The organism is Leptospira koniambonensis (genome assembly GCF_004769555.1).
GTDB classification, from domain to species: domain Bacteria; phylum Spirochaetota; class Leptospiria; order Leptospirales; family Leptospiraceae; genus Leptospira_B; species Leptospira_B koniambonensis.
Genome location: NZ_RQFY01000012.1, coordinates 115059 through 140605, shown reverse-complemented (window position 1 = coordinate 140605; position 25547 = coordinate 115059). Strand labels below are relative to the sequence as shown.

Annotated in this window: 25 protein-coding genes; 14 read left to right on the top strand and 11 right to left on the bottom strand. The window is 39.7% G+C overall.

Annotation, left to right across the window (positions count from 1 at the left end):
- Window positions 1-34 precede the first annotated feature (34 nt).
- Complete coding sequence (gene lexA, locus EHQ52_RS18525) at window positions 35-643, bottom strand: transcriptional repressor LexA (protein WP_086446331.1); 609 nt, start codon at window positions 641-643, stop codon at window positions 35-37.
- Between the two features lie 88 nt (window positions 644-731).
- On the opposite strand from lexA, the gene EHQ52_RS18520 reads away from it, so the two are divergent.
- On the top strand, window positions 732-1028 hold the full coding sequence (locus EHQ52_RS18520; protein ID WP_135616829.1) for a type II toxin-antitoxin system Phd/YefM family antitoxin: 297 nt from the start codon (window positions 732-734) through the stop codon (window positions 1026-1028).
- Between the two features lie 3 nt (window positions 1029-1031).
- Entirely contained in the window at window positions 1032-1433 is a 402-nt protein-coding gene (locus tag EHQ52_RS18515; RefSeq protein ID WP_135616827.1) for a type II toxin-antitoxin system VapC family toxin, read from the top strand.
- Here the strand turns inward: EHQ52_RS18515 and EHQ52_RS18510 are convergent.
- The 4 genes from EHQ52_RS18510 to EHQ52_RS18495 form a co-directional block, all read right to left on the bottom strand.
- The gene (locus tag EHQ52_RS18510) at window positions 1423-2604 is read right to left on the bottom strand and encodes an efflux RND transporter periplasmic adaptor subunit (RefSeq protein WP_135616825.1); all 1182 of its coding nucleotides are present in this window, start codon (window positions 2602-2604) and stop codon (window positions 1423-1425) included. The two genes, EHQ52_RS18515 and EHQ52_RS18510, sit on opposite strands and share 11 nt — an antisense overlap.
- Before the next feature lie 2 nt (window positions 2605-2606).
- Complete coding sequence (locus EHQ52_RS18505) at window positions 2607-4070, bottom strand: TolC family protein (RefSeq protein ID WP_135616823.1); 1464 nt, start codon at window positions 4068-4070, stop codon at window positions 2607-2609.
- Between the two features lie 74 nt (window positions 4071-4144).
- Window positions 4145-4738, bottom strand: coding sequence for a hypothetical protein (locus EHQ52_RS18500; RefSeq protein WP_135616821.1), 594 nt, complete (start codon window positions 4736-4738; stop codon window positions 4145-4147).
- Between the two features lie 33 nt (window positions 4739-4771).
- Window positions 4772-6334 (bottom strand): tetratricopeptide repeat protein, encoded by a 1563-nt coding sequence (locus EHQ52_RS18495; RefSeq protein WP_135616819.1) that lies wholly within the window; start codon window positions 6332-6334, stop codon window positions 4772-4774.
- Window positions 6335-6626: 292 nt separating this feature from the next.
- On the opposite strand from EHQ52_RS18495, the gene EHQ52_RS20295 reads away from it, so the two are divergent.
- Genes EHQ52_RS20295 through EHQ52_RS18470 form a run of 5 tightly spaced genes read left to right on the top strand, consistent with a single transcriptional unit; the run spans window position 6627 to window position 9804 of the window.
- Window positions 6627-6929 carry a hypothetical protein gene (locus tag EHQ52_RS20295; protein WP_244244958.1) on the top strand — a complete coding sequence of 101 codons (303 nt, stop codon included), beginning with the start codon at window positions 6627-6629 and terminating at the stop codon, window positions 6927-6929.
- Entirely contained in the window at window positions 6926-7591 is a 666-nt protein-coding gene (locus EHQ52_RS18485) for an ABC transporter ATP-binding protein (RefSeq protein ID WP_086446064.1), read from the top strand. The genes EHQ52_RS20295 and EHQ52_RS18485 overlap by 4 nt, the downstream gene beginning before the upstream one ends.
- On the top strand, window positions 7588-8493 hold the full coding sequence (locus tag EHQ52_RS18480; RefSeq protein ID WP_135616815.1) for an ROK family protein: 906 nt from the start codon (window positions 7588-7590) through the stop codon (window positions 8491-8493). The genes EHQ52_RS18485 and EHQ52_RS18480 overlap by 4 nt, the downstream gene beginning before the upstream one ends.
- Window positions 8490-8837, top strand: coding sequence for a histidine triad nucleotide-binding protein (locus EHQ52_RS18475; protein ID WP_135616814.1), 348 nt, complete (start codon window positions 8490-8492; stop codon window positions 8835-8837). Before EHQ52_RS18480 ends, EHQ52_RS18475 begins: the two co-directional genes overlap by 4 nt.
- A 19-nt stretch (window positions 8838-8856) precedes the next feature.
- Window positions 8857-9804 carry a lysylphosphatidylglycerol synthase transmembrane domain-containing protein gene (locus EHQ52_RS18470; protein WP_135616812.1) on the top strand — a complete coding sequence of 316 codons (948 nt, stop codon included), beginning with the start codon at window positions 8857-8859 and terminating at the stop codon, window positions 9802-9804.
- 4 nt (window positions 9805-9808) lie between these two features.
- On the opposite strand, the gene EHQ52_RS18465 is transcribed toward EHQ52_RS18470, so the two are convergent.
- Both EHQ52_RS18465 and EHQ52_RS18460 read right to left on the bottom strand, forming a co-directional pair.
- The gene (locus EHQ52_RS18465; RefSeq protein ID WP_135616810.1) at window positions 9809-10327 is read right to left on the bottom strand and encodes an OsmC family protein; all 519 of its coding nucleotides are present in this window, start codon (window positions 10325-10327) and stop codon (window positions 9809-9811) included.
- A 73-nt stretch (window positions 10328-10400) separates the two neighbouring features.
- Window positions 10401-10829: an LA_2478/LA_2722/LA_4182 family protein gene (locus EHQ52_RS18460; protein ID WP_135616807.1), complete on the bottom strand. Its 429-nt coding sequence runs from the start codon at window positions 10827-10829 to the stop codon at window positions 10401-10403.
- 266 nt (window positions 10830-11095) lie between these two features.
- Between EHQ52_RS18460 and EHQ52_RS18455 the strand changes: the two genes are divergently transcribed.
- Together EHQ52_RS18455 and EHQ52_RS18450 are read left to right on the top strand one after the other, a co-directional pair.
- Entirely contained in the window at window positions 11096-12382 is a 1287-nt protein-coding gene (locus EHQ52_RS18455) for a beta-ketoacyl-[acyl-carrier-protein] synthase family protein (protein WP_135616806.1), read from the top strand.
- A gap of 7 nt (window positions 12383-12389) precedes the next feature.
- Window positions 12390-12929, top strand: coding sequence for a SiaB family protein kinase (locus EHQ52_RS18450; RefSeq protein WP_135616804.1), 540 nt, complete (start codon window positions 12390-12392; stop codon window positions 12927-12929).
- 10 nt (window positions 12930-12939) lie between these two features.
- On the opposite strand, the gene EHQ52_RS18445 is transcribed toward EHQ52_RS18450, so the two are convergent.
- From EHQ52_RS18445 to EHQ52_RS18430, 4 genes are all read right to left on the bottom strand, one after another.
- Window positions 12940-13704 carry a PP2C family protein-serine/threonine phosphatase gene (locus tag EHQ52_RS18445; protein WP_135616802.1) on the bottom strand — a complete coding sequence of 255 codons (765 nt, stop codon included), beginning with the start codon at window positions 13702-13704 and terminating at the stop codon, window positions 12940-12942.
- A gap of 176 nt (window positions 13705-13880) precedes the next feature.
- Window positions 13881-14642 carry an SDR family NAD(P)-dependent oxidoreductase gene (locus EHQ52_RS18440; protein WP_135616800.1) on the bottom strand — a complete coding sequence of 254 codons (762 nt, stop codon included), beginning with the start codon at window positions 14640-14642 and terminating at the stop codon, window positions 13881-13883.
- Window positions 14639-15517, bottom strand: a complete 879-nt coding sequence (locus EHQ52_RS18435; RefSeq protein WP_135616798.1) for a four helix bundle protein — start codon at window positions 15515-15517, stop codon at window positions 14639-14641. Before EHQ52_RS18435 ends, EHQ52_RS18440 begins: the two co-directional genes overlap by 4 nt.
- Entirely contained in the window at window positions 15514-15984 is a 471-nt protein-coding gene (locus EHQ52_RS18430) for an acyl-CoA thioesterase (RefSeq protein ID WP_244244957.1), read from the bottom strand. The genes EHQ52_RS18435 and EHQ52_RS18430 overlap by 4 nt, the downstream gene beginning before the upstream one ends.
- Before the next feature lie 300 nt (window positions 15985-16284).
- Between EHQ52_RS18430 and EHQ52_RS18425 the strand changes: the two genes are divergently transcribed.
- The 5 genes from EHQ52_RS18425 to EHQ52_RS18405 all read left to right on the top strand — a co-directional run bounded on the left by EHQ52_RS18425 (window position 16285) and on the right by EHQ52_RS18405 (window position 25534).
- Window positions 16285-18096, top strand: a complete 1812-nt coding sequence (locus EHQ52_RS18425; protein WP_135616797.1) for a CoA-transferase — start codon at window positions 16285-16287, stop codon at window positions 18094-18096.
- Between the two features lie 72 nt (window positions 18097-18168).
- Complete coding sequence (locus EHQ52_RS18420; protein ID WP_135616794.1) at window positions 18169-19146, top strand: ketoacyl-ACP synthase III; 978 nt, start codon at window positions 18169-18171, stop codon at window positions 19144-19146.
- Between the two features lie 48 nt (window positions 19147-19194).
- Window positions 19195-24573: a protein kinase domain-containing protein gene (locus EHQ52_RS18415; protein ID WP_135616791.1), complete on the top strand. Its 5379-nt coding sequence runs from the start codon at window positions 19195-19197 to the stop codon at window positions 24571-24573.
- A gap of 32 nt (window positions 24574-24605) precedes the next feature.
- Window positions 24606-25157, top strand: a complete 552-nt coding sequence (locus EHQ52_RS18410) for a SiaB family protein kinase (RefSeq protein WP_135617122.1) — start codon at window positions 24606-24608, stop codon at window positions 25155-25157.
- A gap of 2 nt (window positions 25158-25159) precedes the next feature.
- Entirely contained in the window at window positions 25160-25534 is a 375-nt protein-coding gene (locus EHQ52_RS18405) for a DUF1987 domain-containing protein (protein ID WP_135616788.1), read from the top strand.
- Window positions 25535-25547 lie beyond the last annotated feature (13 nt).

Sequence of the window (25547 nt, the reverse complement as noted above, 5' to 3'; positions counted from 1 at the left end):
GGGCTAATGTCAACTCCGAAATCCGGAGCGTGTATCAATAGGAACGGTAAAGGCCGATCAGTTTTCCTACGATGGTAACTTTTTTACTACGGATCGGTTTGTATTTTGGATTTCTAGCTTCCAAACGAATATGATCCGCTTCTTTAAAATATACTTTTAAAGTGGCTTCGTCTTCGATGAGTGCTACTACGATCTCTCCATTTCGAGCTATATCCTTTTTTTGGATGATTGCAACGTCTCCGTCATTGATCCCTGCTTCTATCATGGAATCCCCTTGCACTTTCAGAGCGAAGGTAATCCCTTTTGAGGCCATCTCTTCTGGAACTGGGATATAAGCTTCAATATTTTCTTCGGCAAGGATAGGGAGTCCGGCAGCAACTCTACCTAAGAGAGGAATACTTGGGGTGGGAACTGGTAAACTTTCGAATGGACTTTGGCGGGTAAGTTCTATTGCTCTGGATTGGTTTTTGGAGGTCTTGAGATATCCTTTTTTCTCGATGGCTTTCAGGTGATCGTAGGCACCCTTTGCAGTGATCCCGAATTCATCTCCAATCTCTCTGATCGTTGGCGGAAAGCCTCTTTCTTTGATTACATTGGTAATAAACTGTAAAACAGCGAGTTGCTTTTCCGTTAGATCTTTCATGCTTAACAAGTTATTAGTGAATAAATGTTGTGCAAGTACTTTTTTGGTGATATGATTTTTAATAAAATATACCCAGTTGGAGGGGTAAATGATTGAAAAACAATTGATCCATTTAGAGACTAATAGTAGTCTAAAACTAGACTACTTTATGAAAAAAGTGAATCTAAGTGAAGCAAAGGCCCATTTGGGGCGCTATCTAAAAGCCGCTAGTTCTGGCGAAAGAGTAGTCATCTCTGAACGAAACCGCCCTATGGTGGAACTCGTCGCAATCTCAATGCCCAAGACAAAAAAGCTCAAACCCGGGATCTTGGCAGGTAAATTCTCCGTACCGGATGATTTCAATTCTACTCTTACAGAATTCGAATCCGATTTTTACGGGGAATGAGATTTGAGAACAATCCTATTAGATACACAGATCCTTCTCTGGTTTTTATTAGAAGACCCAAAACTTCCCGCCATCATCAAAGAACTATGTAAGGAAGAAGATACCAGACTCTTATTCCACCAAGTATCTCTCTGGGAAATACAGATCAAATATGATCTGGGAAAACTGCCTTTGCCAGAACCACCTGGGAATTTTTTAGTAACAGCATGTATTCAATCAGGTTTGGAAAAATCGAATATGCAAGACGAGGCAATCTTCTTCTTAACTAAACTCCCGAATATACATAGGGATCCTTTTGATAGATTACTTCTTTCCCATGCGATGGTAAACGGCTGGGAATTTGCTACTTCGGATGATATCTTGAAAAAATATCCTGTTAGAATATTAGAAAATATTAAAACTTAAGGAACTCGCTCTTTAGGACAAAGGAACCTTTTGAGACAACTTCTGCGCCATCAGGAAGTCCACCTAAGATGATTATATCATCTTCGATCGTGTCCCCTACTATTACGTTTACGGCCTCGAAACTACCTTCTCCATGAGGAATGAATACGAAAAATTTTCCTTCTATCTCGTGGACTGCCTCTAGAGGGATCATCTTACGTTTTCCACCTCCAGTGCTCACCACAAGACCTGCGACTTTTGCAGTAACAGTTTGGCCAGGTTTTAGTTTGTTCCCCTTATTAGAGACCATGATCCTAAGTTTTGCAGTACGTTTTACGTTATCTAAAACTGTTCCTACATAACCCACTTTTCCTTGGATTTGGACACTACTATGCTCGTCTCCCAAAGGAAAGATAGTTGCCTGCGCACCTTCTCTCACTCCACCCAAATCTTTTTCGTAAACATCGAGAAGGACCCAGAGATGACTTAAGTTAGCAATTGTGAATAATTCTTCTGCGCGAGTTATCTGTTGCCCCAGGACCGCTTTCCTTTCGGTAACTTCTCCGTTGATAGGGCTTCTGAGGATTAAGTTAGAAGAAACATAGATGCCTCTTTCGATTCCTTCAATTTCAGAAGGAGTCAGACCATAATTGTCCAACTTGATACGAGTGGTTTCCACTTCTGTTCTTGCAGTTTTGTACTGCATTGTTGCGAACTCGTATTCTTTTGCAGAAGTAACTTTCATTTCGAAAAGTTCCTTAGCACGATCCGCTTGCATCTTCAATGCATCCAAAGAAGCTCTTGCTTTTACATAAGCCGCTTCTACTTCTCCCAATTGGATAGAAGATAAAATTGCTAATGGAGATCCTTGGCTAACTCGGTCTCCTTCTTTGACCAAAACTTTTTTGATCCTAGCTTCAACTTGTGAACCTACCTTTGCCATACTTTCTGGATCGTAAGTAATCCTACCAGGCAGCGCAAGTTCTTCAAATTGGGAGACTTCTTTTAAACCAACATAAGTAAGTGGATGTCTTCTGAGTACGTCTTCCGGAACTGTGAATACGTTTTTGTTCTCTTCAGTAACCTTTTTTTCTGGTTTCTTTTTAGAGAGATATTTGAATCCAAAAAATGCGATTGTGATCCCCAAGGCTAAAACGATCAGAATTTTATATTTTTGGAATAATAGCTTCATTGTCATTCTCCCTTCGCCTTGTTTGCAGAAGAAATTTCCGCGATTTTTCCAATTGCGGCCTTATAATTTTCTACCGCGTTAAAATATAAATACAGTAAATCGTAATATTCTCGGAGGATGGTGAGGTAGTTTTTTTCTGCTTGGAGGAAGGTTACTTGATCGGAGGCACCACGGACATATGCAATTCTGGACTTCTCTTCCAATTGTTTGTTCTTTTGGAGAAGGTTGATCCTTTCATACTTGGTTAAAAGTTCTTCTCTTGCCAAAAGTTCTTTTTTAGCAGCTTCTATCTCTGCGATTACTTCTCTTTTTTTTGCATCTAAGGCTAATTCGAATTTCCTATATTCTTCTTTCGCAGAATATACTTTTCCTTGGCCTCTATCGTTCAAAGGGATTGGAATGGAAGCGAATACTCCTCCATAATTTTCTCCACCTTTGACTCTCCATTCCCCACCTAACTGCAACCATCCGAAGGACTCCCTTCTTTGCAGTTCTATGTTCATCTTCTTCTCTTGAAGTCTTTGCTCAAGTGCAGTAAGATCAGGACGTTCTATAGAAGGAAAGTCCTCTTTTAGATGAAGTCCCATTTCTTCCAAAGGTCTGAACTTCATTGAGTCTACTTTAAATGCAAATACACCTTCTTCTTCAGATAAACCAGAAAGAATGCGTAGATCTTTTTCGATAACTTGTCTGCGAACGATTGCATCACGGTAGAATTTTTCTACCTGTATCCTTTCTAACTCAAGACGTTCAAATTCTAAAGGAGAGATGTCCCCCTTCTGCACTCTAAACTTTGTGAGTTCCAAAAGGTCGCTATAATTCTCATAGAATTCTTTATTTGTATCTACAAGAAGTGTGAGAAATACAAATGCCCAATAATTTTGGCGAAGTCTCATCCTAAAAATACGATCAAAATTCCAGAAATCTTGGATAGAAGCTTCGAATCCTTTTTTGGCTACTCTTGTTCTAAGAGGAACAACTCCATACACATCCACTTCTTGGTACATGCCCGGTGCAGTTTCCGGACTTCCCCCTTGGGAGTTTGGAGTTCCACCAATGAATTGTTGTTGGAATTGAACGACAGGGTTCCGATACAAGGAGGCTGTGATCACCCGTCCTCTTTCAATCCCCATATTTTGTTTTTCAGATAAATACAGCGGGTTGTTTGAGATCGCATATTCAGTTAAACGATCTACATCCCAATCTATGACCTTTCCAGTAATTGGAGCAGCACTCGTAGAAGTGTTAGTTACGGGAGAAACATTTTGATTCGGTTTATTTACCGGACTTCCCTTTTTATCTTCAATAGTTGTTTCGAAAGGAATTGTTTCCGGAAATACAAGTGTCCCGAAAGGAAATAAGAAGGAAGAAGCTGCAAAAATTGAAAGAAGGATCCAACTTCTGTTCTTATTATAGGAAGTTTTATCGAGTAGATCTTGTTCGTGTTCCGATTGGAAGTCTCGCATCCTCTTTCCTTATGGCTATTTCAATATCAAGCCCTGGTACCGCAAGTCCGTTTGCCTTTTTAGAAGATTTCATTTTAGAAAAGCCGGAATAAGTACCATTTCCCGTCCTGCTTTATGAAATATGGATTGATCAGTTCCCTTTCTAGTTTCTGGTTCTCTTTAAATTTGAGCTTTAACTCGCAAGCACTCTTACTCTCGTAATAAAAGTCGACTTCTATCCCTCCAGAAGAGAGAAACAAATCCCGGACTGTTCTTACATCTGTAGAATTTTTCTGCTTCTCTAATAGATCTCGATCGAAGAAGTATATGCGAAAATAATTATCCGACTTAGATAACTCTTGTATGAGTTGTTCTCTGGTCCAATTCCCTTTTATGTCCAAATAGATCCCATCTTTCTTGGATACTATCTCAGGCAAAAAGTTCAGATCTTTTGAAATCGTTCCTGAGACAAGACGTTGGACTAATTTCAATATCTCTTCTGTGTCCTTGGAATGTTCTCCAGTATGTCCCGCTAAAAAAACTTTTCCTTGAGTAACAGTTGGTGGAATTTCGGGACTTCGCTTAGCAGAAAGAGAAGATTCTCCTCTCGTTATGCAAGAAAATTGTAATAATATTATAAGTAATAGTCCTCTGAACAAAACAGATCCGTAAAAAGATAAATGGAACATATTTAGGACCCCTAATAAAACTGAAGGTTCCCTTTAGCCTTGGGATTTCAGTGCCTTTTTTAAAAGTTCTTCTAAATCTCGTCCGTAGAGTACGGAAAGTCTAGACGGATTATCCGCCAGAAATCTGCGGGCACCTTCTGTGAAGTCCGCATCTCCTATGATAAATGCCTTGTCCAATGCCATATCTTTTACTTGGCCCAAGGTATCTCTTAAGAATATATCCGAAATTTTAGCGTCCTTCCATTTTCTGAATTTGAAAAGAGCTCTGGTCTCTTTGTCAGTCTTGTTCAAACCTTGGAAATTGACCCCGTCCCCTTCCTTATTGGGGATCTCTCTACTCACTGTATAATTCAGGGCGATAACAACTTTTACGCATAAGTTTTTGAAATCCACACCCTTTAAGGACCTATAATGATCCATGGCGCTGATCCCAATCTTATTTACGTCGATTACTATCTTATTACCTTCTTCATCTATGATCCCTTTTATATGGAAAGATTTGGAAGATTTTAAACCCGAGATCTCATAATAACGTTCTACTGGAAATAGTTCTGTGAATAATTTTCCTAGTTCTTGCTCTGGAAGAAATCCGCTCTTGGCGACTTTTCCAAGTTCTAATCTTTTGGTTTCTACTTGGTATTTATAATTTGCAAGTTCAATGATACGATCATCATCCACTCTTTCGGATTCTGCTTCGATCAAATATTCGCTGGCGTCTTCTAATCTTCCCATATGGACCGCAATCAGGGAGAAATGGAAATCGGAGTCTATCATTTCCTGTTTCCATCCATTATTCCTTGCGATCTCCATGCATAACCTTGCATGTTTTAAAGCTTCGTTCCAATTTCCTTTCAGAATAAATTCCAACATGATAAATTGGAATAATGTGTAACGAACATACTCATCTGTGACAACGTCTACCACAGAATTTGCTACACGAATTGCTTCGTCATGTTCTCCAGCTCTGGACAAAGAGACTGCGTATAAAAATCCACCAACGGAAGAAGTTGGATCTTCTTCGAATGCTTTTTGAAAATAAGTTCTGGGATCTCCTTTTCTTAAGATCCCCGCGACCACACCTTTTCCTAAGAGTAAGGCTGGCATTTTGATCTTCTCATCCGGAATTCTGGAAAGGAATTTATCTGCGATCCCAAATTCTTTCTGGCCTATTGCCATAAAACCAATTCGGATACAAGCTTCTAGATTATCCGGGTCAACAGAAAGAGTATCTGAATAATGAAATACAGCTTCTTCATATAGATCTTGTTGGTAATATATATCTGCGAGACGATTGGAAACTGCTACTTCTGAAATTTCCTTATCGAAGGTTCCGATCTTTTTGATCTTATCTAAATGTTTCGCTTCGTTATTATAATCACCTTCCATGGCGTAAATTTTCGCCATGATAAAATGAGCCCTGGTGTTAGATGGATTGGAATCTAGAATATCTCTGATGAGGATCCGAGAGTCGACGTAATTTCCCATGGCCGCCAAAGCTAGAGCCTTCTCAAACGAATCCTTTTTGGATTGAATGAGAAAGGAACCTGCCGCGACGATCAGGATGATTCCAGCTGCTACGAGAATTACAAAGATCATTTTTCGGAATTTCTGCTATTAACTAAATAAATGTTGGATAAAATCAAACGTTTTCAATATCCTGCTCCCGATGGGAAGAATCACTTACCTGAGGTTTGCATTTTCCCTTTTTCTTCGGGACTGGATCACCAGTTTATTGCACGTCGTATTCTCGACGTTTTTCGCCTACGGATTTTTATTCGGATTTTTCTCCCTTCGTACGGAAAAAAGACCCACGGACATTTCTAGTATCGATCTATTCCTGAATTCTCCGTACTTGCTTTTATCTCTTTGTGGCCTCGCTTTAATTTTTATGAGCATAGTCCGGGTAATGACTCGTTCCGGGGATAACGGAATTATGATGGCCGTAGGCGGGAATAGACAGGGAGTCGTGCTCCTACAAACCGTGGAACTTTGGATCATACACGGGATCGGATTCTTATTATCCTTAATTTTAAGCGTTTTTATCCCTATTGGAAAGTCTGAGCTAGTCTCTCCTCTGGATTATCTCGCAAGTTTGGGTTCCGAGGCCATTCTAATCGGCGGGGTTAGCGCCCTCATTGCCTATTTGTACACCTTGGTTGATCCTTACAGATCGATTCGGAGGGGAAAATGATCCTAAGGATTAATAATCTCTCCAGGCATTATGGTTCCACCAAGGCAGTTAATGCGATCTCATTCGATATCAATCAATCCGACTATGTCGCGATTGTAGGGCCTTCTGGTTCTGGAAAAACCACTCTTCTATCCATGATCACTGGTATGTTATCCAGTAGTTCTGGAGAAATTTACTTTGATACTTTAAAACTTTCCTCCATGACCAAAGGAGAACTGGCTAGGTTCAGAGCAAAAAACATAGGACTGATCTTTCAATTTTCAGAACTTGTCTCTCATCTAACTGTGGAAGAGAATATTCTTCTGCCTGCGTTACTCGTAGGAAAATTCGAAGAACAAGAATACAGAGAAAAATGTGAATATCTAATCTCCAGTTTGAATCTTCATACAATACGAAATCAACTACCAAGCAGTCTATCCGGCGGACAGATCCAGATGACTGCAATTGCAAGAGCTCTCATCAATGAACCAGAAATGCTTCTTGCTGATGAGCCTTCCGGTGACTTGGATCCAGAAAATAGTGAATTAGTACGTAAACTTCTCTCCGATTTTAATTCCAGGGGACTCACGATCCTGCTCGTGACCCATGATATGAATCTTGCATTCGATGCTAAGACGATCTACGAAATGAGAGAAGGAAGTTTTACCAGAGTCGTTAAATGAGTTCTATTATAGGCGTGGATATCGGCGCCCAAAGCATAAAAGCCTGCCTTACTAATTCTTCTGGTCAGATGATCTCTCAATCCGATCGAAAGACTGGGCCAGAGATGGATTCAAAACTTTTTTTATCTTCTCTCGAAGAACAGATCTCTGAACTCAGCTCAGATTGTAAAGATCAAGTAAAAGGGATCGGACTTGGAAGTCCTGGACCAATAGATAAAGAAAATGGAATATTGATCTCTTCTGCAAATCTTCCTTTATTAAAAAATGTTCCTTTAGTTGATTTTTTAAAGAAGAAGTTTGGCGTTCCTGTATATTACGATAACGACGCAAACTGTGCAGCACTCGGAGAGTATTGGTTCGGAGAAGGTAAAACTTCTTCCAATCTGATCGTTCTCACACTAGGAACAGGCCTTGGTGGAGGATGGGTTTTCCAAGGAAAACTATTCGATGGTTATCTTGGAAACTCTATGGAAGTAGGACATACTACAATCCAGCCAGGCGGGGCACTTTGTGGATGCGGACAAAGAGGTTGCGCAGAAGCTTATTTCAGTGCCAGCGGATTCTCTTCTAGATTTTTAGAAAAAACAGGTTCCAAACTTTCAGATATAGAAACTCTATTTGATCTGGCTTCTAAAGATCATAAAGAAGCAAACGAGATCTTAGAAGAAGGGATCGAAAGTTTAGCGCAACTCATTCGTAATCTAATCCATTTACTCAATCCAGAACATATCGTATTGTCCGGAGGGATCGCTAAGTCCTATTCCTTTTTCGGAAAACGACTTGAAAACAGGGTGAGAGAAATCATATTTCCCATATTCAAAGAATACGTAAAGATCCTTCCGGGAAAATCAGTCACTGGTGCCCTGGGAGCAGCAAGTTTATGTTTGGATAATAAAACATGACAGATTCCTGTATATTTTGTAAACTTATCAATAAAGAAATCCCAGCTAAGATCATCTTCGAAGATGAGGATCTATTAGCTTTTCATGATATTGCCCCTCAGGCTCCTACTCATGTTTTGGTTATTCCTAAAAAACATATCGTAGATATTGATCACACAAGTGCGGCAGACAAAGCACTTCTTGGCGAAATTTTATATAGAGCCACAGAAATCGCAAGGTCTCTCGGACTCAATAAAGAAGGTTTTCGCATCGTAAACAATATGGGCGTACTCGGCGGCCAAACAGTATTCCATCTGCATTTCCATATACTTGGTGGAAGACAAATGAAATGGCCTCCAGGCTGATCTGAAACGAGGATCTATTTTGAAAAAATTATTACTCGGTATCGGTATCAGCGTTTTATCTTTAGGTTTCTTATTTTGGAACCTAGATCTTTCCGGTTTTACTTCTATTTTAGAAAGATGGAAACCTATCTTCTTAATTCCATTTTTCGTAGCTATTCTTTGGGGATTATATCTATTCTCTTGGAGATGGTATTTATTATTAAACAAAAAGGTCCCATTCAAAACTGCTCTTCTTTCTGCTTATATTGGAGTAGGGGCCAATCAATTTTTACCCGCAAGAGGAGGAGATATTTTTCGTCTCTATCTCTGTAAAAAGGGGGAGAATATTGGTTATGGAAATTTAGTCAGTGGGATCTTTTTAGAAAAGGTTTTAGACTTCTCCTTTATATTCTGCGCAGGACTGGGAGCTCTTTTTCTTTTAGGAGTGAACGGATCTGAAACCAAGATACTATTTCCATTACTTGGGATCTTCGGGATATTCTCCACACTTGTAATCGTTCGTTTATTTCATCAACGCCTGATCTCTTTAGGAGAATTTTTATTTTCTAAAATAGGAAAGAAAGAATTTTTTTCTGAAAAACTCGCCCCCCAAGTTTCAGAGTTAGGAAGTTTTTTAACTTTTCGTAATGTTTCTAGTTATGGAGTTTTAACTGCCTGCACCTGGCTTTTAGGATACGCAATACATTATACTCTTCTACAATATTTAGTAGGGATCCACTTAAGTCCCTTAGAAACTATATTTATCATGTTCTGTGGAGCCGTAGGAGTGATGGTACCTTCTGCTCCATCCGGTGCAGGAGTTTATCATGCTTCTATCACATCTGGGTTTGTATTATTAGGTAGAGAAAGTTCAGAAGGTTTAGTATATGCAACCACCGTTCATTTAGGGCAGATGGTTGCACTTGGGATCTTAACAGCTATACTTTATGTGTACTGGTCTTTTACTGAAAAAGAAAAAGCCAAATAATCTCTCAAACTAGAGCAGAACTGTTCTGGATTACTGTATTGATCTTAGTACCAGAAACAATCGTCTGATAAACCACACAATATCTTTCCGTAAGTTTTAACAAGGTCTGGATCTTCTCCTGATCTGCATCCGAATTCAGATCAAAAAATAATCTGATATCTTTAAATCCCACGGGAATTTCTTTAGAAACTCCTAAAGTTCCTCTAAAATCCAAATCTCCTTCTGCTCTTACAAAACCTTCTTTGATATTTATACCGATAGAAGTCGCAACTGCACCTAATGTAACACCCGCGCATGCAACGAGAGCTTCCAAAAGTAAATCTCCGGAGCAAGCAAGCATTCCATTTCCTCCAGTTGCAGGATGAAGTCCCGCATCTGCTAACGCTCTGCCTGTCTCTATTTTACAAGAGATCCCCTCGCCTAATTTGCCTTTTGCTTTTAATGTATATACCGCGGAATCGGGGACCTCGCGGTATTTATCTTTTAAAGGAGTTTGTATTTTTTTTAATTCTTCGGAGTTCATGTATCTGACCTGTTCGGGATATTTGTCCCGATACAGATCCAACAATCAGCCTAAGAATAAAAACCGGAAAATTTTAAGGACTTTCCGGTTGTCCAATCTTTGTCAGATTTTCGCAACCTGGAATTCCCAATCTTTTCCCACGACCATTTTTGAAAGGCTCACAGCTAGCTTTTTCTAATTCAATTACACAAGTTTCAAATGATTGTACCATTTCAGGTGTGACTTCTTCTTTTCTTTCTTTTCTTTGTTCCCTTGCTTTATCGAAACTTTCCTTAAAATAGGAAACACATGCTTCTTGGGATTGCATAAATGGAGGGAGGGAAGACCTATATTGAGGTGGTATCTTTTCGATCTCATCCTTTCCACATTCCAACATTTTTGAACAAAGAGCCAATTGCAATCTAGGAGCTAATTCCATGACTTTCTGTTCAGGAGATTTGGAACAATTCCCTAAAGCAAGACCTGCAATAGACAATAACATTATAATTTTTATATATTTCATACGATAACCTCTGGAAATTTTTTGACAATCTTAGTATATATAGAATAATAGAAAACCGTTTTTCATAAAACTATAATCGACGGCCTAACACTTGGTTAGGGGATTTCCGGACGGATTTTCACAAACTAGTGGTACTTCTTCCCATTTTGCCCGCCTATTTCCGGTTTTATGAGATTTTTCTCCCTTTTTTGCGTCCTATATGTTTCGGAATGATTTTTTTATTTCCAAAACTAATACACATAGGTAATTTCTAAACCCGCTATTCTATGGATAAATCTAAAAACGGAAAAAACTCCCGGGTAGTCATCACCGGTATCGGGGTCATTCTCCCGAACACTTTTTCAGTACAAGACTTTTGGACAAATCTTTCAGAGGGAAGATCCCAATTGGATTTTATCACACGTTTTCCCACAGAAAACTTTCCAATCAAAGTTGCTGGTGAGATGAACACTTTCGATTACAAAAAACATCTACCTGATCTGAGCGATAAATACTCTAAAAATTATAATACAGAAACTCTGGCATTAATGTCAGCAATGGAAGAAGCTAATAAGGATGCAGGTATCACTAAAGGTGATTTACATCCTAGTAGAGTTGGTTTTATAGATTCTTCTTCCAGAGCATCTATGGCTTGGTGGGATTTTGCCTGGAGAAAATATTTAGAAGAAAAGGATCATAACGTATTCGATCGTTATTCCGTTTTAACTTCTATGGCTTCTAACCCCACAAACCTCACTGCAATTAACGCAAATATCCAAGGGTTTGTGACAACCGTATCTGCCGCTTGTGTTGGTGGACATCATGCTATCAGTTTATGTTACCAAGCTATCCGTAAAGGTAGAGCAGAAGTTATGTATGCTGGCGGCCATGAATTTCCTCTTCTACAACCTTTGATGATGATGTATTCTGATCCTATGAGTCGGGTAATGTCTTTAGAAAAAGATAATCCTAAAAAAGGGATCCGTCCTTATGATAAAAGCAGAGATGGGTTTTTATTGGGAGAAGGTGCAGTCGTTCTTGTAATGGAAAGATTAGACAGAGCATTACAAAGAGGCGCTAAGATCTATTCAGAAGTTCTAGGAACTTATAGTTATAATGAAGCAGACCATGCGATGAGAATGGACTTAACAGGTAAAAAAGCAACCACCGGTCTAAGACATTTAATGAAGATCAGTGGACTTCGTTTAGGAGATGTTGATTATTTCTGCGGACATGGAACTGCAACACATAATAATGATTTAGCAGAGAGTCGTGCGATCGGTCATCTATATGAAGGCCGCCCTAAATTTCATTGGGCCCCTGTTGGTTCTATCAAACCTATATTCGGCCATACATTCGGAGCGGCAGGAATTATCAATGTGGCTGCAACTTCTCTCATGTTGAAAAACCAAACTCTATGTCCTACAATCAATCTGGAAAATCCAGATCCTGAATGCGATCATGATCATGTCGCAGAAGGAGCCAGAAAGGCAAAAATCAGATATGCAATTTCCATGGCGTTTGCGATCGGGAGCCAATCTTCATTCGTAAGTTTGGCAGCTCCGGAATTTTGAGGGGTATATGCAGTTATCAAAACAATATAATGTTCTTAAAAGGACCGGAGTGGCTCTTCTTTATAAAGGGCCTTTTTCAGAGACTACCATTTCTTCTTTAAATGATCTTCTAAAAGAAAAGTTAGAAGAAGAAAAGAAGAAGAACCGCATCCTCACTGTATTTGTGGAAATGGCTCAGAACGTTGCACATTATTCCATCGAAAGAGATGAAAAGAGTGGGATTGGAATTTTAGTTTTAAGAAGAAAGGCTCATAACTGGGAACTCAATTGCGGAAACGCTGTCACACAAGAACAGGCCGCATATTTAAAAGGTAAAATTGAAGAAGTTAAAAAACTTTCTCAAGAAGAACTCAAACAAAGGTATAATGAGCAGATCCGTTCTGACAGGCCCGAAAAAAGTAAGGGCGCAGGTTTAGGATTTTTTGAAATAGCAAGAAAATCGGATATGCCTTTGGTTTACCAATTAGAGGAGGCGGACAACGGGGATTTATTCTTCCGATTGACTGCCCGATTTCTGTTAGAAGGCGCCTACTCTTCCGGACTTTAAAACAATCAACTTAAACTGAATCTATTTTGATGATCACAATTGTGTGATTGTCTCGAGTCAGTCTTAGATTTGCTTCTTCAGAAAGGATCCTGCAAGTTTCTCTTAGATCCTCATGTTCTCTCATGATCTTTTCTATTTGATCTATATTTAAAACTTCAGTTAAACCATCTGTGCAGATCAGTATAAAATCTCCCGGAGATAATTTTCCGGAATAGTCGAATGTATCTACTTCGATACTTTTTGTTCCGCCACCAATACAACTTGTCAGAAGATTTCGGCCATAACTGGAACCCAGCTCTTCTCCAATATTATGATCTACTGTTACTTTGCTGAGACCTTCTTTAGTCAGATGATAAAGACGACTATCCCCTACGTTAAAGATCCAGGACTTTCTTTTTCCCAAAAGACAACCAACCAAAGTGGTCCCCATTTTAGGTTTTCCTATGGATTCTCCGTAAGTATTTACTTCATTATTAATTTTGCGAATTAGGTTTTTCCAGCCGGAAGAAGGTAACTCTTCGATAGGGCGGATTGCTTTTTCCATCCACGCAAGTTTTTCTAACGCGACTCTACTTGCGATCTCTCCTGCCTCATGTCCACCTAAACCATCTGCCAAGGCGAATAATCCGGAAAATTCCTCCGTATCTAATTGACGGACTGTTTCTGATTCTCCATGAGTTTGGCCGCATACCAAACTATCTACGGATAAAAAAGAATCCTCGTTATGAGAGCGAAAGTTTCCTTTATCCGTGATTGCATAATACCGGAGTTTCATATTTTTTTTGACCGGAAAAACCGTTTATAGTCCGTTTTAAAATTTAGATCGTAAATAAGTATTTAGTTTCGGGCTTCAAGAGCCTGGCCCCTTGGGACAGGTTCTTATAATTTTCGAAACAGAATTACGCATATTTGACGCATCTGAACTTTCCTACAAGAAAAAATATTACGTTTTTATTTAGCAGTATAGCCGCCGTCCACAGGAAGCGCCACACCAGTAATAAAAGAAGCCTCTTCGGAACATAACCAAACCGCTGCCTTGGCGACTTCACTCGGTTCAGAAAGTCGATTGACAGGATGTAATTTGGTAATTTTTTTCTCAGCTTCTTTAGGATCAGACGAAGAATTAAATAATCCTTCTAACATTTCTGTTCGAATAAATCCCGGACAAACTGCGTTCACTCTGATCTTTTTTTCTGCGTATTCTAATGCTGCGGATTTTGTAAGTCCAACTACTCCATGTTTTGCTGCGGAATATGGAGCCACTTTCCAATCTGCTCCGACGAGTCCCGCGATAGAAGATACATTTACGATAGAACCCCCTCCTCTTTTCAAAAGAAGTTCTATTTCATGTTTCATACAAAGCCAGGTGCCTTTTAGATCTACCGAGATCACTTTATCCCAAACTTTTTCTGGGTATTGGTGCAAATCAGTTGCAAGTCCTCCAACCGCAGCGTTATTCACTGCGAAATCCAGACCTCCAAATTCTGATTCTGCTTTTTGTACTAATTCTTTTACTTGTGAATCGTCAGACACATCACAACGGAAGAACTTTACTTTTCCACCCAGTTTGGAAATTTCCTCTTCTGCTTTTTTTCCTTCTTCTTCTCTTCTTCCGCAGAATATTACCTTTGCACCTCTGGAAACAAATTCCAGTACGATTGCTTTTCCAATACCTGCGTTTCCGCCTGTGACTAATGCGATCTTATCTTTCATCGGATCTTTCTAGTTTCTCCGGTCCTGACTTTGTTCAGATATTTTTTGAGATGAGAATTGATTGTCTGAAGATCATCCAACTCTTGAGAAGGATCTACTTTACCAAGATCAGCTACTAAGATTAGAAGATATCTAAGCTCTTCTAAATGTACTTTTGCTCTTAGTATATTTTTTACTTTTTCTGCGCGGATCCTAGTCCCCCAAGCTCCTGCAATTCTTACAGGCAATAAGGAAGAAATAGATCTGATATGTTCTAAAAGACTTGGTTCTACTTTTCCTTTCCAACTCTCACAAAGTTCGTATAAATGAAGAAGGAACACATGAGAAAGATTCCAAACTTCCAATTTACGAAATCCGAATACAAATCCATCAGGACCAACTGCGCTTGAGACCTCTTTTCCGATCTCTGGGCTTTGCATCTTGATATATTTTCCTGTATCAAATTTATTTTTGAATTCAGAAGGGATCGAAACTACCTTTCTAAGTTTATAATCAAAGAATAAAACTCTAATCTTTACGACGGAGACCTTCTCCGCTCGATTCCTTTTAGAAAGTCTAAAGTATAGATCGAAAGACTTCTCCCCGAAATTATCCAAGGAAACATCTATAATCACTTTATCTTTATATAATAGTTCACCCTGGTATTGTATGGAAGCGTTTGCAAATATGATGCTGTTCCCATGAATATCAGTGACTGAATAACCAAGGTATTGAAAGAACTGAAGGTGAGCCTCCATCACAAGATCTAACACACTTGCGAAAGAAACATGTATGTCCAAACTTAGATCGATCTTACGGATCGGTATCTCCGTCGAAAAATAATATTCCGCAGGAAACTCAGCTTCCGTTTGAGAAGTTTGGACCTTGGAATTCATACTTCGAATTTCGCCCTAAATGCGGACGGGATCTCCAAAGTTTTTTTAGAAACATAGTCAAAGAATACTAGAGAAATTTTTGCAAGTCCCACTTCTTCTTTAGAAACTTTTTGAGAAGCTAAGATATGTAACTCGCAGGACTTCTTCCCTAAATTAAAAACTCCGGCGGAAAATTCTAAAACATCTCCTGCTTTAGCTTCTGACTTATATTCCACATCCATTTTAGGAATGATAATATTTGCTCCTGCAATATTCGCCTTGGACCAGGAGTTAGATTCTAAGAATGCATCAAACACTTCGTTTACGAGAGGGATAAATGTTTCGTATGTTAGGTGAGAAACAAAAAGTCCACCTACTACAGTGGCACTTCTAGTATCCGATCTGCGGACAACTAGTTCTGTCTTGAAGTTAAAAGACTCTTTTGGGGCTTCTGACATTTCAGCTTCTCTTTCTAAGGAGGGTTCCATCTAAGTATCGGAGCCCAGAAATCCGATCTTAAAGCCTGAGCTCTCGTATAATAAAGAATGCTGGAAAGAACTGAAATTTTTATACCAGAGTCTGGTAAAAAAGAGAGGCCTAATCCCTCTTACTTAGTAAACCCTCGCATTAAACGATGTTAGTTTTTAGATGCGAAATGTCATGGGATTTAAACTCACGATTTGGCAGTATTTTCACGCTGATTTCGTATGAATATGGCCTTTTTTCCGTCAAAAATCTAACCTTTGGTGAAAATGCCTTTTGTCCGGGCTTTTTTGCAAAATAAACGAATGCCACAAGAATCGAATCATCAAACTACTAAGATTCTTTCTGATCCTGATTCCCTCGTGCGGGAATTCGTTAGACCGGGCATGTACTTACACTTGGCCACTACAATGTCTAGGCCAAATGCACTTATCTATTCTCTCTCTCGTGTTTTCGAAGAAACAAATCCTGAGTTCACAATCAGTGTTGCGGGAATTCACTCTAGCGCTCACTGTCTCGCTCTTTCAGGGATCGTAAAGAAGATGATCACAGGTTTTGCAGGAGATAATTATCCTAAGCCAAGTCCAAATAGTTTGTATAAAGACTTAATGAAAGGAAAACCTTTTGAGTTGGAACTTTGGTCCCTTCTCACCTTGGTGCAAAGATTGATGGCAGGCGCCATGAAACTTCCAGGATTTGTTTCAAATTCTTTGGTAGGTTCTGACCTGATTACGGACAAATTAGGAAAGACTGCATTCTTATATCATAAACCTACAGAAGGAAATCCTTATGGAGAAGCTGCGAGCCCTCATCTAGTTTCTGAAAGTAGAGGAACAAAAGAGAAGGACATGGTAGTTCTTCTTCCACTCTGCCCAGATATTACATTGGTCCACGGAGTAGTAGCTGACGAAGACGGAAATATTGTTCTCTCTCAACCAGGTGGAGAAGGAGCTTGGGGTGCACTTGCTGCCACTAAAGGTGTGATCGCTACTGTGGAGAAGATCGTACCAAGAGGAACAGTTCCTCCTGAACTAGTACATATACCTGGCACAAAAGTTTTAGGGATCGCTCCTGCAAGATTCGGAGCACATCCTCAATCTTTAAGAGTGCAAGGTTTTCCTGAGATCCCAGCATTCGAAGGTGTAGAATCATATTTAGATGATTATGAATTCCAAATGGAGGCCAATAAGGCGGCAGGCATTCCCGCTAAGGCTGAAAAATGGTATAAAGAAAATGTAATATTATCCGGTGGACACGAAGAATATCTGGATCTGATCGGAGAAGTCAGGCTCAGACGTTTGAAGATGACTCCTCCGGAACATTCTCTATCTTCTCCTGAAAATCCTAAAACTGTAAATGATTCAGAACAGATGATCATTCTTGCTGCAAGAGCGATCATAGAGAAGGTCAAGACAAAAGGATACAAAACAATTCTCGCAGGAATCGGAGCCGCACATATGGCCGCCTGGACAGCGGCTAAACTTCTAGAAAAAGAAGGGATCCATATTAAGATCGTTGCTGAGCTCGGATTTTATGGAATGAAACCTTTTGTGGGAGACGTTTTTCTTTTCAGCCAACTTCACACACAACATTGCTCCATGTTATCTGATATAGTAAGTATATTAGGAACAGTTGTACCTGATGATTGTTTGGGAGTGATTGGCGCTGCAGAAGTAGACTGGTTTGGAAATATCAACTCAGTATTAGATGGAAAAGGAAACTTCTTAGTAGGATCAGGAGGTGCGAATGATATCGTCTCCGTTGCGGACACAATCGTAGTAGCAAAGGCAAACCGTTTTAGATTCGTAAGAAAAGTAAAACATATCACTTCACCTGGAGACAGGGTAATCGAAGCAGTCTGCCAGTTCGGTAGATTCCAAAGGTCCTCTTTTTCGGACCATCCTTTCGAATTGAGTTCTTGGCTTGCACCTGCATCCGACGACGAAATGGAATCGGAAGAAGCTGTTCTAAGATATACACTTTGGCTTCCTCCCGACGAGGATCTTCCAATCGCTCAAGAGCCAGCCATCAATTCGGATGAATTGACCGCTCTCAGAGAATTAGATCCGGAAAGAATTTACACCGAACAATTTATGGTGTATACCCGTTTGCCTTAAGTGTGATAAAGATGCATCAAAAGATTGGAATTATGACTGGAAATTTATTATGGACCAAAGGAGTATTGATCCATGGCGAATTCTAAAAACCTAGTTTCGAACGGAGTTCGAATCACCGGGATTGGGCATTATCTTCCGGAAAGGATCGTCACCAATGAGGAAATTCGCCCTAGATTAAAATATCCTGAAATGCATCCTGCCGAAAAAGCAGTCATCGGCAATATTGGCGTAACTGAAAGAAGAAGGGCAAACGAAAAAGAGACCGCCCAGTTCATGGCAGCAGAAACCTCTAAAATGATCCTGAAAGATGCAGGAAAAAAAGCAGAGGATGTGGACTTATTCATTCTGGCTAACTGGACAGATAGACTTTATCTTCCGGATTTGGCGCCTCAGGCTTCTAAACTTGCAGGAACTTCTAATTCATTAGCATTCGATATTTGTACTGCTTGTACCGGTTTTGTTCATGGTGTGCAAATGGGCGCAGCGTTCTTGAGCAGCGGTAAATTTAAGAACGCACTCGTGATAGGCAGCGAAAGATTTTCTGTCCGCACCAGAATGGGCGGTTACGGAGAATTCACAGCAGGTGACGCAGCCGCAGGAGTTCTATTAGAGTATACTGGAGACAAAGAATTCGGCATTATAGATTCTTTTTTAAAGGATGATGGAGATCTTGCTAGCATAATCGAGACAGGACCTGGGCCGAACTTTTACGTAAAAAGTTATCCGGAACTGGTAACAAACGCTGCAGATCTTACACTTTCTTCCATGGATGATCTATTAAAAAAGAATAATGTCTCATTAGAAGAGATAGATTGGGTCATCCCTCATCCAGGCACAGACGTGGTAGTGCAGGATGTTCTAAAAAGAACTAAGTTCCCTAAAGAAAAAATACTTTTGAATTTCGAAAGAGTAGGAAATACTTCCGCAGCATCCATTCCAATTGCATTATCTGAATATTATTATAAAGGGATCGTCAAAAAAGGCGACTTAATCCTTTCTCCTGCGGTTGGGGCCGGATTTTATTGGGGCGGACTTTTGTATCGCCTCTGAAAATTCGATATTTAGAATATAATATAAAAATAAAGGTGAAGTAGAAGGATGATCGTAACAGGGTTCGAACTAAAAGAAAGGCTAAACGCCGAATCTGCGTCCGAAGTTTATAAAGCTGTTCGTAAAGAAGACAATAGATCCGTCATCATCAAATTTCTTCCAGTTTTGGACGAATTACATCCTTCGGTGGTCAATCTTAGGAACGAATTCGAGATCTTAAATTTACTTTCTTCCGGTTATTTTGTAAAACCTATCAAATTCGAAAAGTTGCAAGACGGGTTCGCACTTTTTATGGACTTCGTGCCTGGAGGTTCCTTAAAGGATTTTATCTCCAAAAAGCCGATGACTCTTTCGGACTTCTTTCCAATCTCCATCCAACTCGCAGAAAGACTGAGTGAAATACATTCCAAAAAGATCATACATAAAGACTTAAAGCCTGAAAATATAATATTCAATAAGGACGAAAAACAAGTCCGGATCATAGACTTCGGAATTTCCACCAAATTGAATAAGGAAGAAACTTCCTGGTCAGCACCTAATATTTTAGAAGGTTCCATCCATTACGTTTCTCCAGAACAAACAGGAAGGATGAATCGTTCGGTAGATTACAGAAGTGATTTTTATTCTTTAGGGATCACTTACTACGAGATGTTACTCGGAAAACTTCCATTCGATGGTGAGGATCTTTTACAATTAGTACATGCTCATTTAGCAAAGATACCAGCTTCTCCAAAAGAAGCAAGATCAGAAGTCCCGACCGTACTTTCAGAAATCATAATGAAGCTTCTGGCAAAAAATGCAGAAGACAGATACCAAACTGCGAGAGGACTCCAAGGAGATTTGGAGAAGGCTTACGCTCTCTGGAAAGAAAAGACAGACTTCCCTTCTTTCCCTCTAGCTCAAACAGATTTTTCGACAGAATTCAAGATCCCTCAGAAACTTTATGGAAGGGACGAGTATATCAAAACACTTCTGGAAGAATTCAAATCCGTTGCTACAAACGGAAGATCCAGAATGGTTTTGATCGGAGGATATTCCGGTGTGGGGAAATCCTCTTTAGTAAAAGAGATCAACAAACCTCTTACTGAATCCAAAGGTTATTTCATTTCAGGAAAGTTCGACCAGTACAATCGAAACCTTCCCTTCTCTGCTATCATCCAGGTATTTTCCAGTTTAGTAGAATTGATCTTAACAGAATCTCCAGAAAGGATCGAATCTTGGAAGAGTAAGATCAAAAAAGCAGTCGGTGCCAACGGAAAAGTAGTCACAGATGTGATCCCTGAACTCGAGATCATCATAGGAAAGCAAGATCCTGTTCCAGAACTTGGCCCGCAGGAGAACGCAAACCGTTTTTATATAGTATTCCAAAACTTCATTAAGGTTTTTGCAAGTCCTGAACATCCACTTGCGATCTTCTTAGATGATATGCAATGGGCGGACACTGCTTCCTTAGAACTTCTCAAAAATCTGATGGAAGACGTAACCGTAAATTACCTTTTCATCATATTAGCTTATAGAGATAACGAAGTAGATTCTTCCCACCCTTTCCAAGTATTGCTGGATACCCTTGAAAAAGAAGGACTGGATCCTTACAAGATCGTTCTCCAACCTTTGGCATTAAAAGACGTAAGGCAATTACTCTCAGACAGTCTTTATATTTCGGAAGATAAAACCGCTGAACTTGCGGAAATCATTCATTCCAAAACCGGAGGGAACCCATTCTTTATCGGGGAACTTCTGAAACAACTCGCCAAGGAAGACTCAGTCTATTTTGATCAGGGTTCCGGGAAACCGGGAGAAGGTGTTTGGAAATGGGATATCGCCAAGATCAAAAATACTAAAATTTCGGATAACGTAGTTGAACTTTTAGTAAATAGGATCCGTAAACTTTCTCCTAAGATCCAAGAAACACTTGAGATGGCCGCATGTATCGGAAGTAGTTTCGATCTGGCTCTTCTAACAAGAATTTTAGAAACAGATTATAAAACAGCTCTCAGTTCTTTGCAGGAAACAATCGCAGAAGAATTGATTGTTCCAATCGGAGAAAATTATCGTCTTGCTGAATCTTTCGAAGATACAGCTGCGAATAAGGATAAAAATTACCAAACTGCAAAAACAGTTACTTTCCGGTTCCAACACGATAGGGTCCAACAAGCAGCTTACGAAATTATAGAAGAAGAAAAGAAAAAGAAGATCCGTCTGCAATTGGGAAGATTCCTTATAGAAGGAGCCGATCCAAAACAGATCGAAGACAATATCTTTGATATTGCAAATCACATGAATATTGGATCTGGGCTGATCACTGAATCCGCTGAAAAATTAAAATTAGCTCAGTTGGATCTGATCGCAGGGAAGAAGGCCAAAAATTCTACGGCTTATAAACCTGCTCTTTCTTATATCGCAAAGGCGAGAGAATTACTTTTCCTTCTGCCAGAAGCGTCTCAAGGAGATGATGCTCTTTGGAATTCTAAGTATGAACTTTGTTATTCTATCTTCAGAGAACTAGGAGAAACTCAGTATCTCACAGGGAACTTTGATGATTCTCAAAAAACAATAGATACACTTTTAAAATACGCAAGATCTCCTATCGAAAAAGCTGATGCTTGTAATCTTTTAATCATTCAATATTCAGCTCTTGGAAAATTCGACTTAGCTCTTCCTATGATCATCAAGGCTCTCCAACCTTTAGGGGTGGATATTCCTGAAACGGATCATGAAAAAGTAACAGGAGAAGAGATAGAGATCGTAAACAAGGCTCTGGAAGAAAAGACAGTAGACTCCTTGTTGGACCTCCCACTGATCCAAAAACAAGAACAGATCATGGCAGTGAATCTTTTGATCAGCGCCATCCCTACTGTTTACAATTTTGCATTATCACTTTTCCCAATCGTTTCCTTGAAGATGGTAAACCTATTCTTGAAGTATGGAAATCTTTCGGATCCATACGGATATTCTATGTATGCTATCCTTCTCACTTCAGGATTCCAACAATATAGAAAAGGTTACGAATTCGCAGAACTTGCTATCAAGGTAAGTGAGAAGTATAAGAACCCAAGCGGGATCACTAAAGCTGCGAATATTCTCGCAAACTATACCACTCCTTTCGTGAGACATTTAAAATATTCAGAAGAGATCAATCATAGAGGGATCCAGGCTAGTTTAGAGTCTGGGGAATTCTTACATGGTGGTTACTGCGCAATGAATGACGCAGTCAACGTGGTTCTTCAGTCCAAAAATCTAGAATTAGTAAAACCTAAAATAGATGGACTTTTAAAATTTACACGCAAAGTAAAAAACAACTTAGCGATCGATACCGTTCTCGCATCTGCTCTGGTAGTTTCCAATCTAAGAGGAAAAACTTCTTCTCATCTTGAATTCTCGATCGATGATATGAGCGAGCAGAGTTATATAGAATTATGTAATTCTCACCAAAGTCCTTTCCCTGTTTGTCTTTTCAAGATCATGAAAGCAAGAACACTTCTCAGCTATGGAGAAGCAGAAAGTGCATTAAAAGAATTAGAAGAATCCGAAAGTATGCTTGGATTCATCTCAGGTCAGATCGCTGTAGAGGAACATGCTTATCTATATTCTCTCGCAATGGCTGCGAACTACAAACTTTCTACCCAAGAACAAAAAGCTAAGTTTCTAGAAAGGATTAAGAAAAACCAAGAGAAGCTTAAACTTCTTTCTGCAAATGCTCCAGAAAACTTCGAACATAAGTTTCTTTTAGTAGAAGCTGAACTTGCAAGACTAGAATACAAAAACTGGAAAGCTGCTAAAACATATGAGCAAGCAGTTCAACTTGCCGGTAAAAATGAATATTATAATGACGAGGCTTTAGCAGCGGAACTTGCTTCCAAATTTTGGTTCTCCAAAGGAAGTATCAAGATAGGATCTCAGTATATCGCAGAGGCTTATCAAAAGTATGGAAGATGGGGAGCTATTAAAAAGCAGGAACTTCTTAAGGCCAAATTCCCAGAATTCATCCGAGAAAAAGGAGGAAGGGATACCTTCCGCACTACCCGCACGATCGGGACTTTAAGCACAAGAACAGCCTCTGCAACAGAAGTATATTCTGGCCAGACTCTGGACTTCCAATCCATTCTGAAAAGTTCCACCGCAATCTCCGGAGAGATCAAACTAGAATCCTTATTAGACACCTTAATGCAAATTTCCATTGAGAACGTGGGTGCTGAAAAAGGAGTTATGATCTTAAGAAGGGACGGAAAACTTTTCGTAGAAGCGGAAGGTAGCACCACCGACGATGAGATCAGAGTTCTCCAAGGGATCCCGATCCAAGAGAGTAAAAATATACCTATCAGTGTTATCTACTATGTGGAGAGGACTAAAGAGGACCTCGTGCTGCGTAACGCGTTTGCCGACGAGAAGTTCAACAAGGATCCATATATTAGAGAAAGGAAAACAAAATCCGTTCTATGTTCTCCGATCATCAAGCAGGGAGAACTAATTGGTATATTATATTTAGAGAATAATCTTTCCGAGGCTGCATTCACTTCGGATAGACTACAAACTATCTCCATTTTGTCCTCTCAGGCTGCGATCTCCATCGATAACGCATTACTTTATGCGAATTTGGAAAGTAAAGTCGCGGATAGAACCAAAGAATTAGCTCAAGCTAACGACGATCTGGCTTTAAAAAACCAGCATATTACGGATAGTATTACATATTCATTGAATATCCAGCAGGCTATTTTACCTTCTTCTGAAGTATTAGGAAATGCACTTTCCGATTATTTTGTGGTATTCCGTCCGAAAGATATAGTATCTGGAGATTTTTACTGGTTTTCAAAACAGGAAGATGCAATATATATCGCATCTGTAGATTGTACCGGTCACGGAGTTCCGGGAGCTCTTATGTCCATGATTGGAAATACTTTGCTCAATCAGATCGTGAACGAAATTGGTATTACAGATCCGGGTTCTATTTTAGAACAGCTGCATAAAAAAGTAAGACAGGCCCTCAAACAGGACATGGACCAAACGAATTCAAGAGATGGAATGGATCTTTGTCTATTAAAGATTGAAGGAAACAATTTATACTTTGCGGGAGCAAAACGACCTATTTTTATAGGAAAAGGCGGAGTCTTGACCGAAATTAAAGGTGATAGATTCTCGATCGGCGGCAGGCAAAAAGAAGAAACGCGAAAATTTACAACACACTCCATCTCCTTGGAAAAAGGAATACGTACGAGTGTTTACTTAACCACGGACGGCTTTATGGACCAGCCGAATCCGGACCGACAAAAAATAGGTACCAAAGGGTTGTTAAACTTCTTAAGCGGGATAGAACATCTTTCTGGTGAAGAACAAAAAGAACGTTTAGAATCCTTCCTGTTAGCCCACCAAAATGGAGAGGCTCAACGGGACGACATAACACTAGTCGGTATAATACTGGGGGGAAGATAAGGAGATGTTTCTGAAAAAGGAAGATGCTGAAGATGGAAAATGAAGTCGTAAATCTATTTAAGACTTATCAGGAAACTAGCGAGTTTAATCTGCTCGTATCCTTTAAGGGCAGACTGTCCCAGGAAGTTCTAACTGAATTAGGATCTATGATCCGGACTTCTTTGAGCACGGAATCCAAAATAAAGAAAATTTTCGCGGTATTTATAGAACTAGCGCAAAATATGCTGCACTACTCCGCTGAGCGAAAAATTAACGAAGAGCAGAAAGATGCAGGCGTAGGGATCCTCATAGTCAGGGAAAATTCGGTTGGCTACCATGTTGCTTCGGGAAATTTGGTACTAAACGAGAAGATCGAGTTTTTGACCGAAAGGATCCAAAAAATCAACTCCATGAGTAAGGACGAATTAAAGTCCTTCTACCAACAGCAACTTAGATCGGAGAGGCCGGAAGATAGCAAAGGAGCAGGTGTGGGATTAATCGATATCGCCAGGAAGTCAGACGGACCTCTGGTGTTTCGTTTCGACAAATTGGATAACAAACTATCCTTTTTTACAATCTCCGCATTCTTTACGAAGGAAAACTAATCATGGAATCCTTACATATACAACAGACTAAAACTTCACCGGAAATCATCTTAGAATCAGATAAGGGGCTCGCGGAAATTATCGGAGAATCTTATCCGGAAAACGCAATGGCGTTTTACAAACCAGTCTTTGATTGGTTGTCAGCAATCCAAACTGCAAACAAACAAATCCAGTTCCGTTTCCAAATGGATTATTTTAATACCAGTTCTTCCAAAGTGATCATGGATATATTGGACAATCTCCAGAAATATCATGACAAAGGTGGAAAGGTAGAAGTCGAATGGCTTTATAAAGAAGACGATGAGGACATGCAGGAAACCGGAGAAGAATTCTCTTCCGATTTGTCCCTGACTTTCAAAATGAAATCTTATAAATAAGATTTCTTTCGTG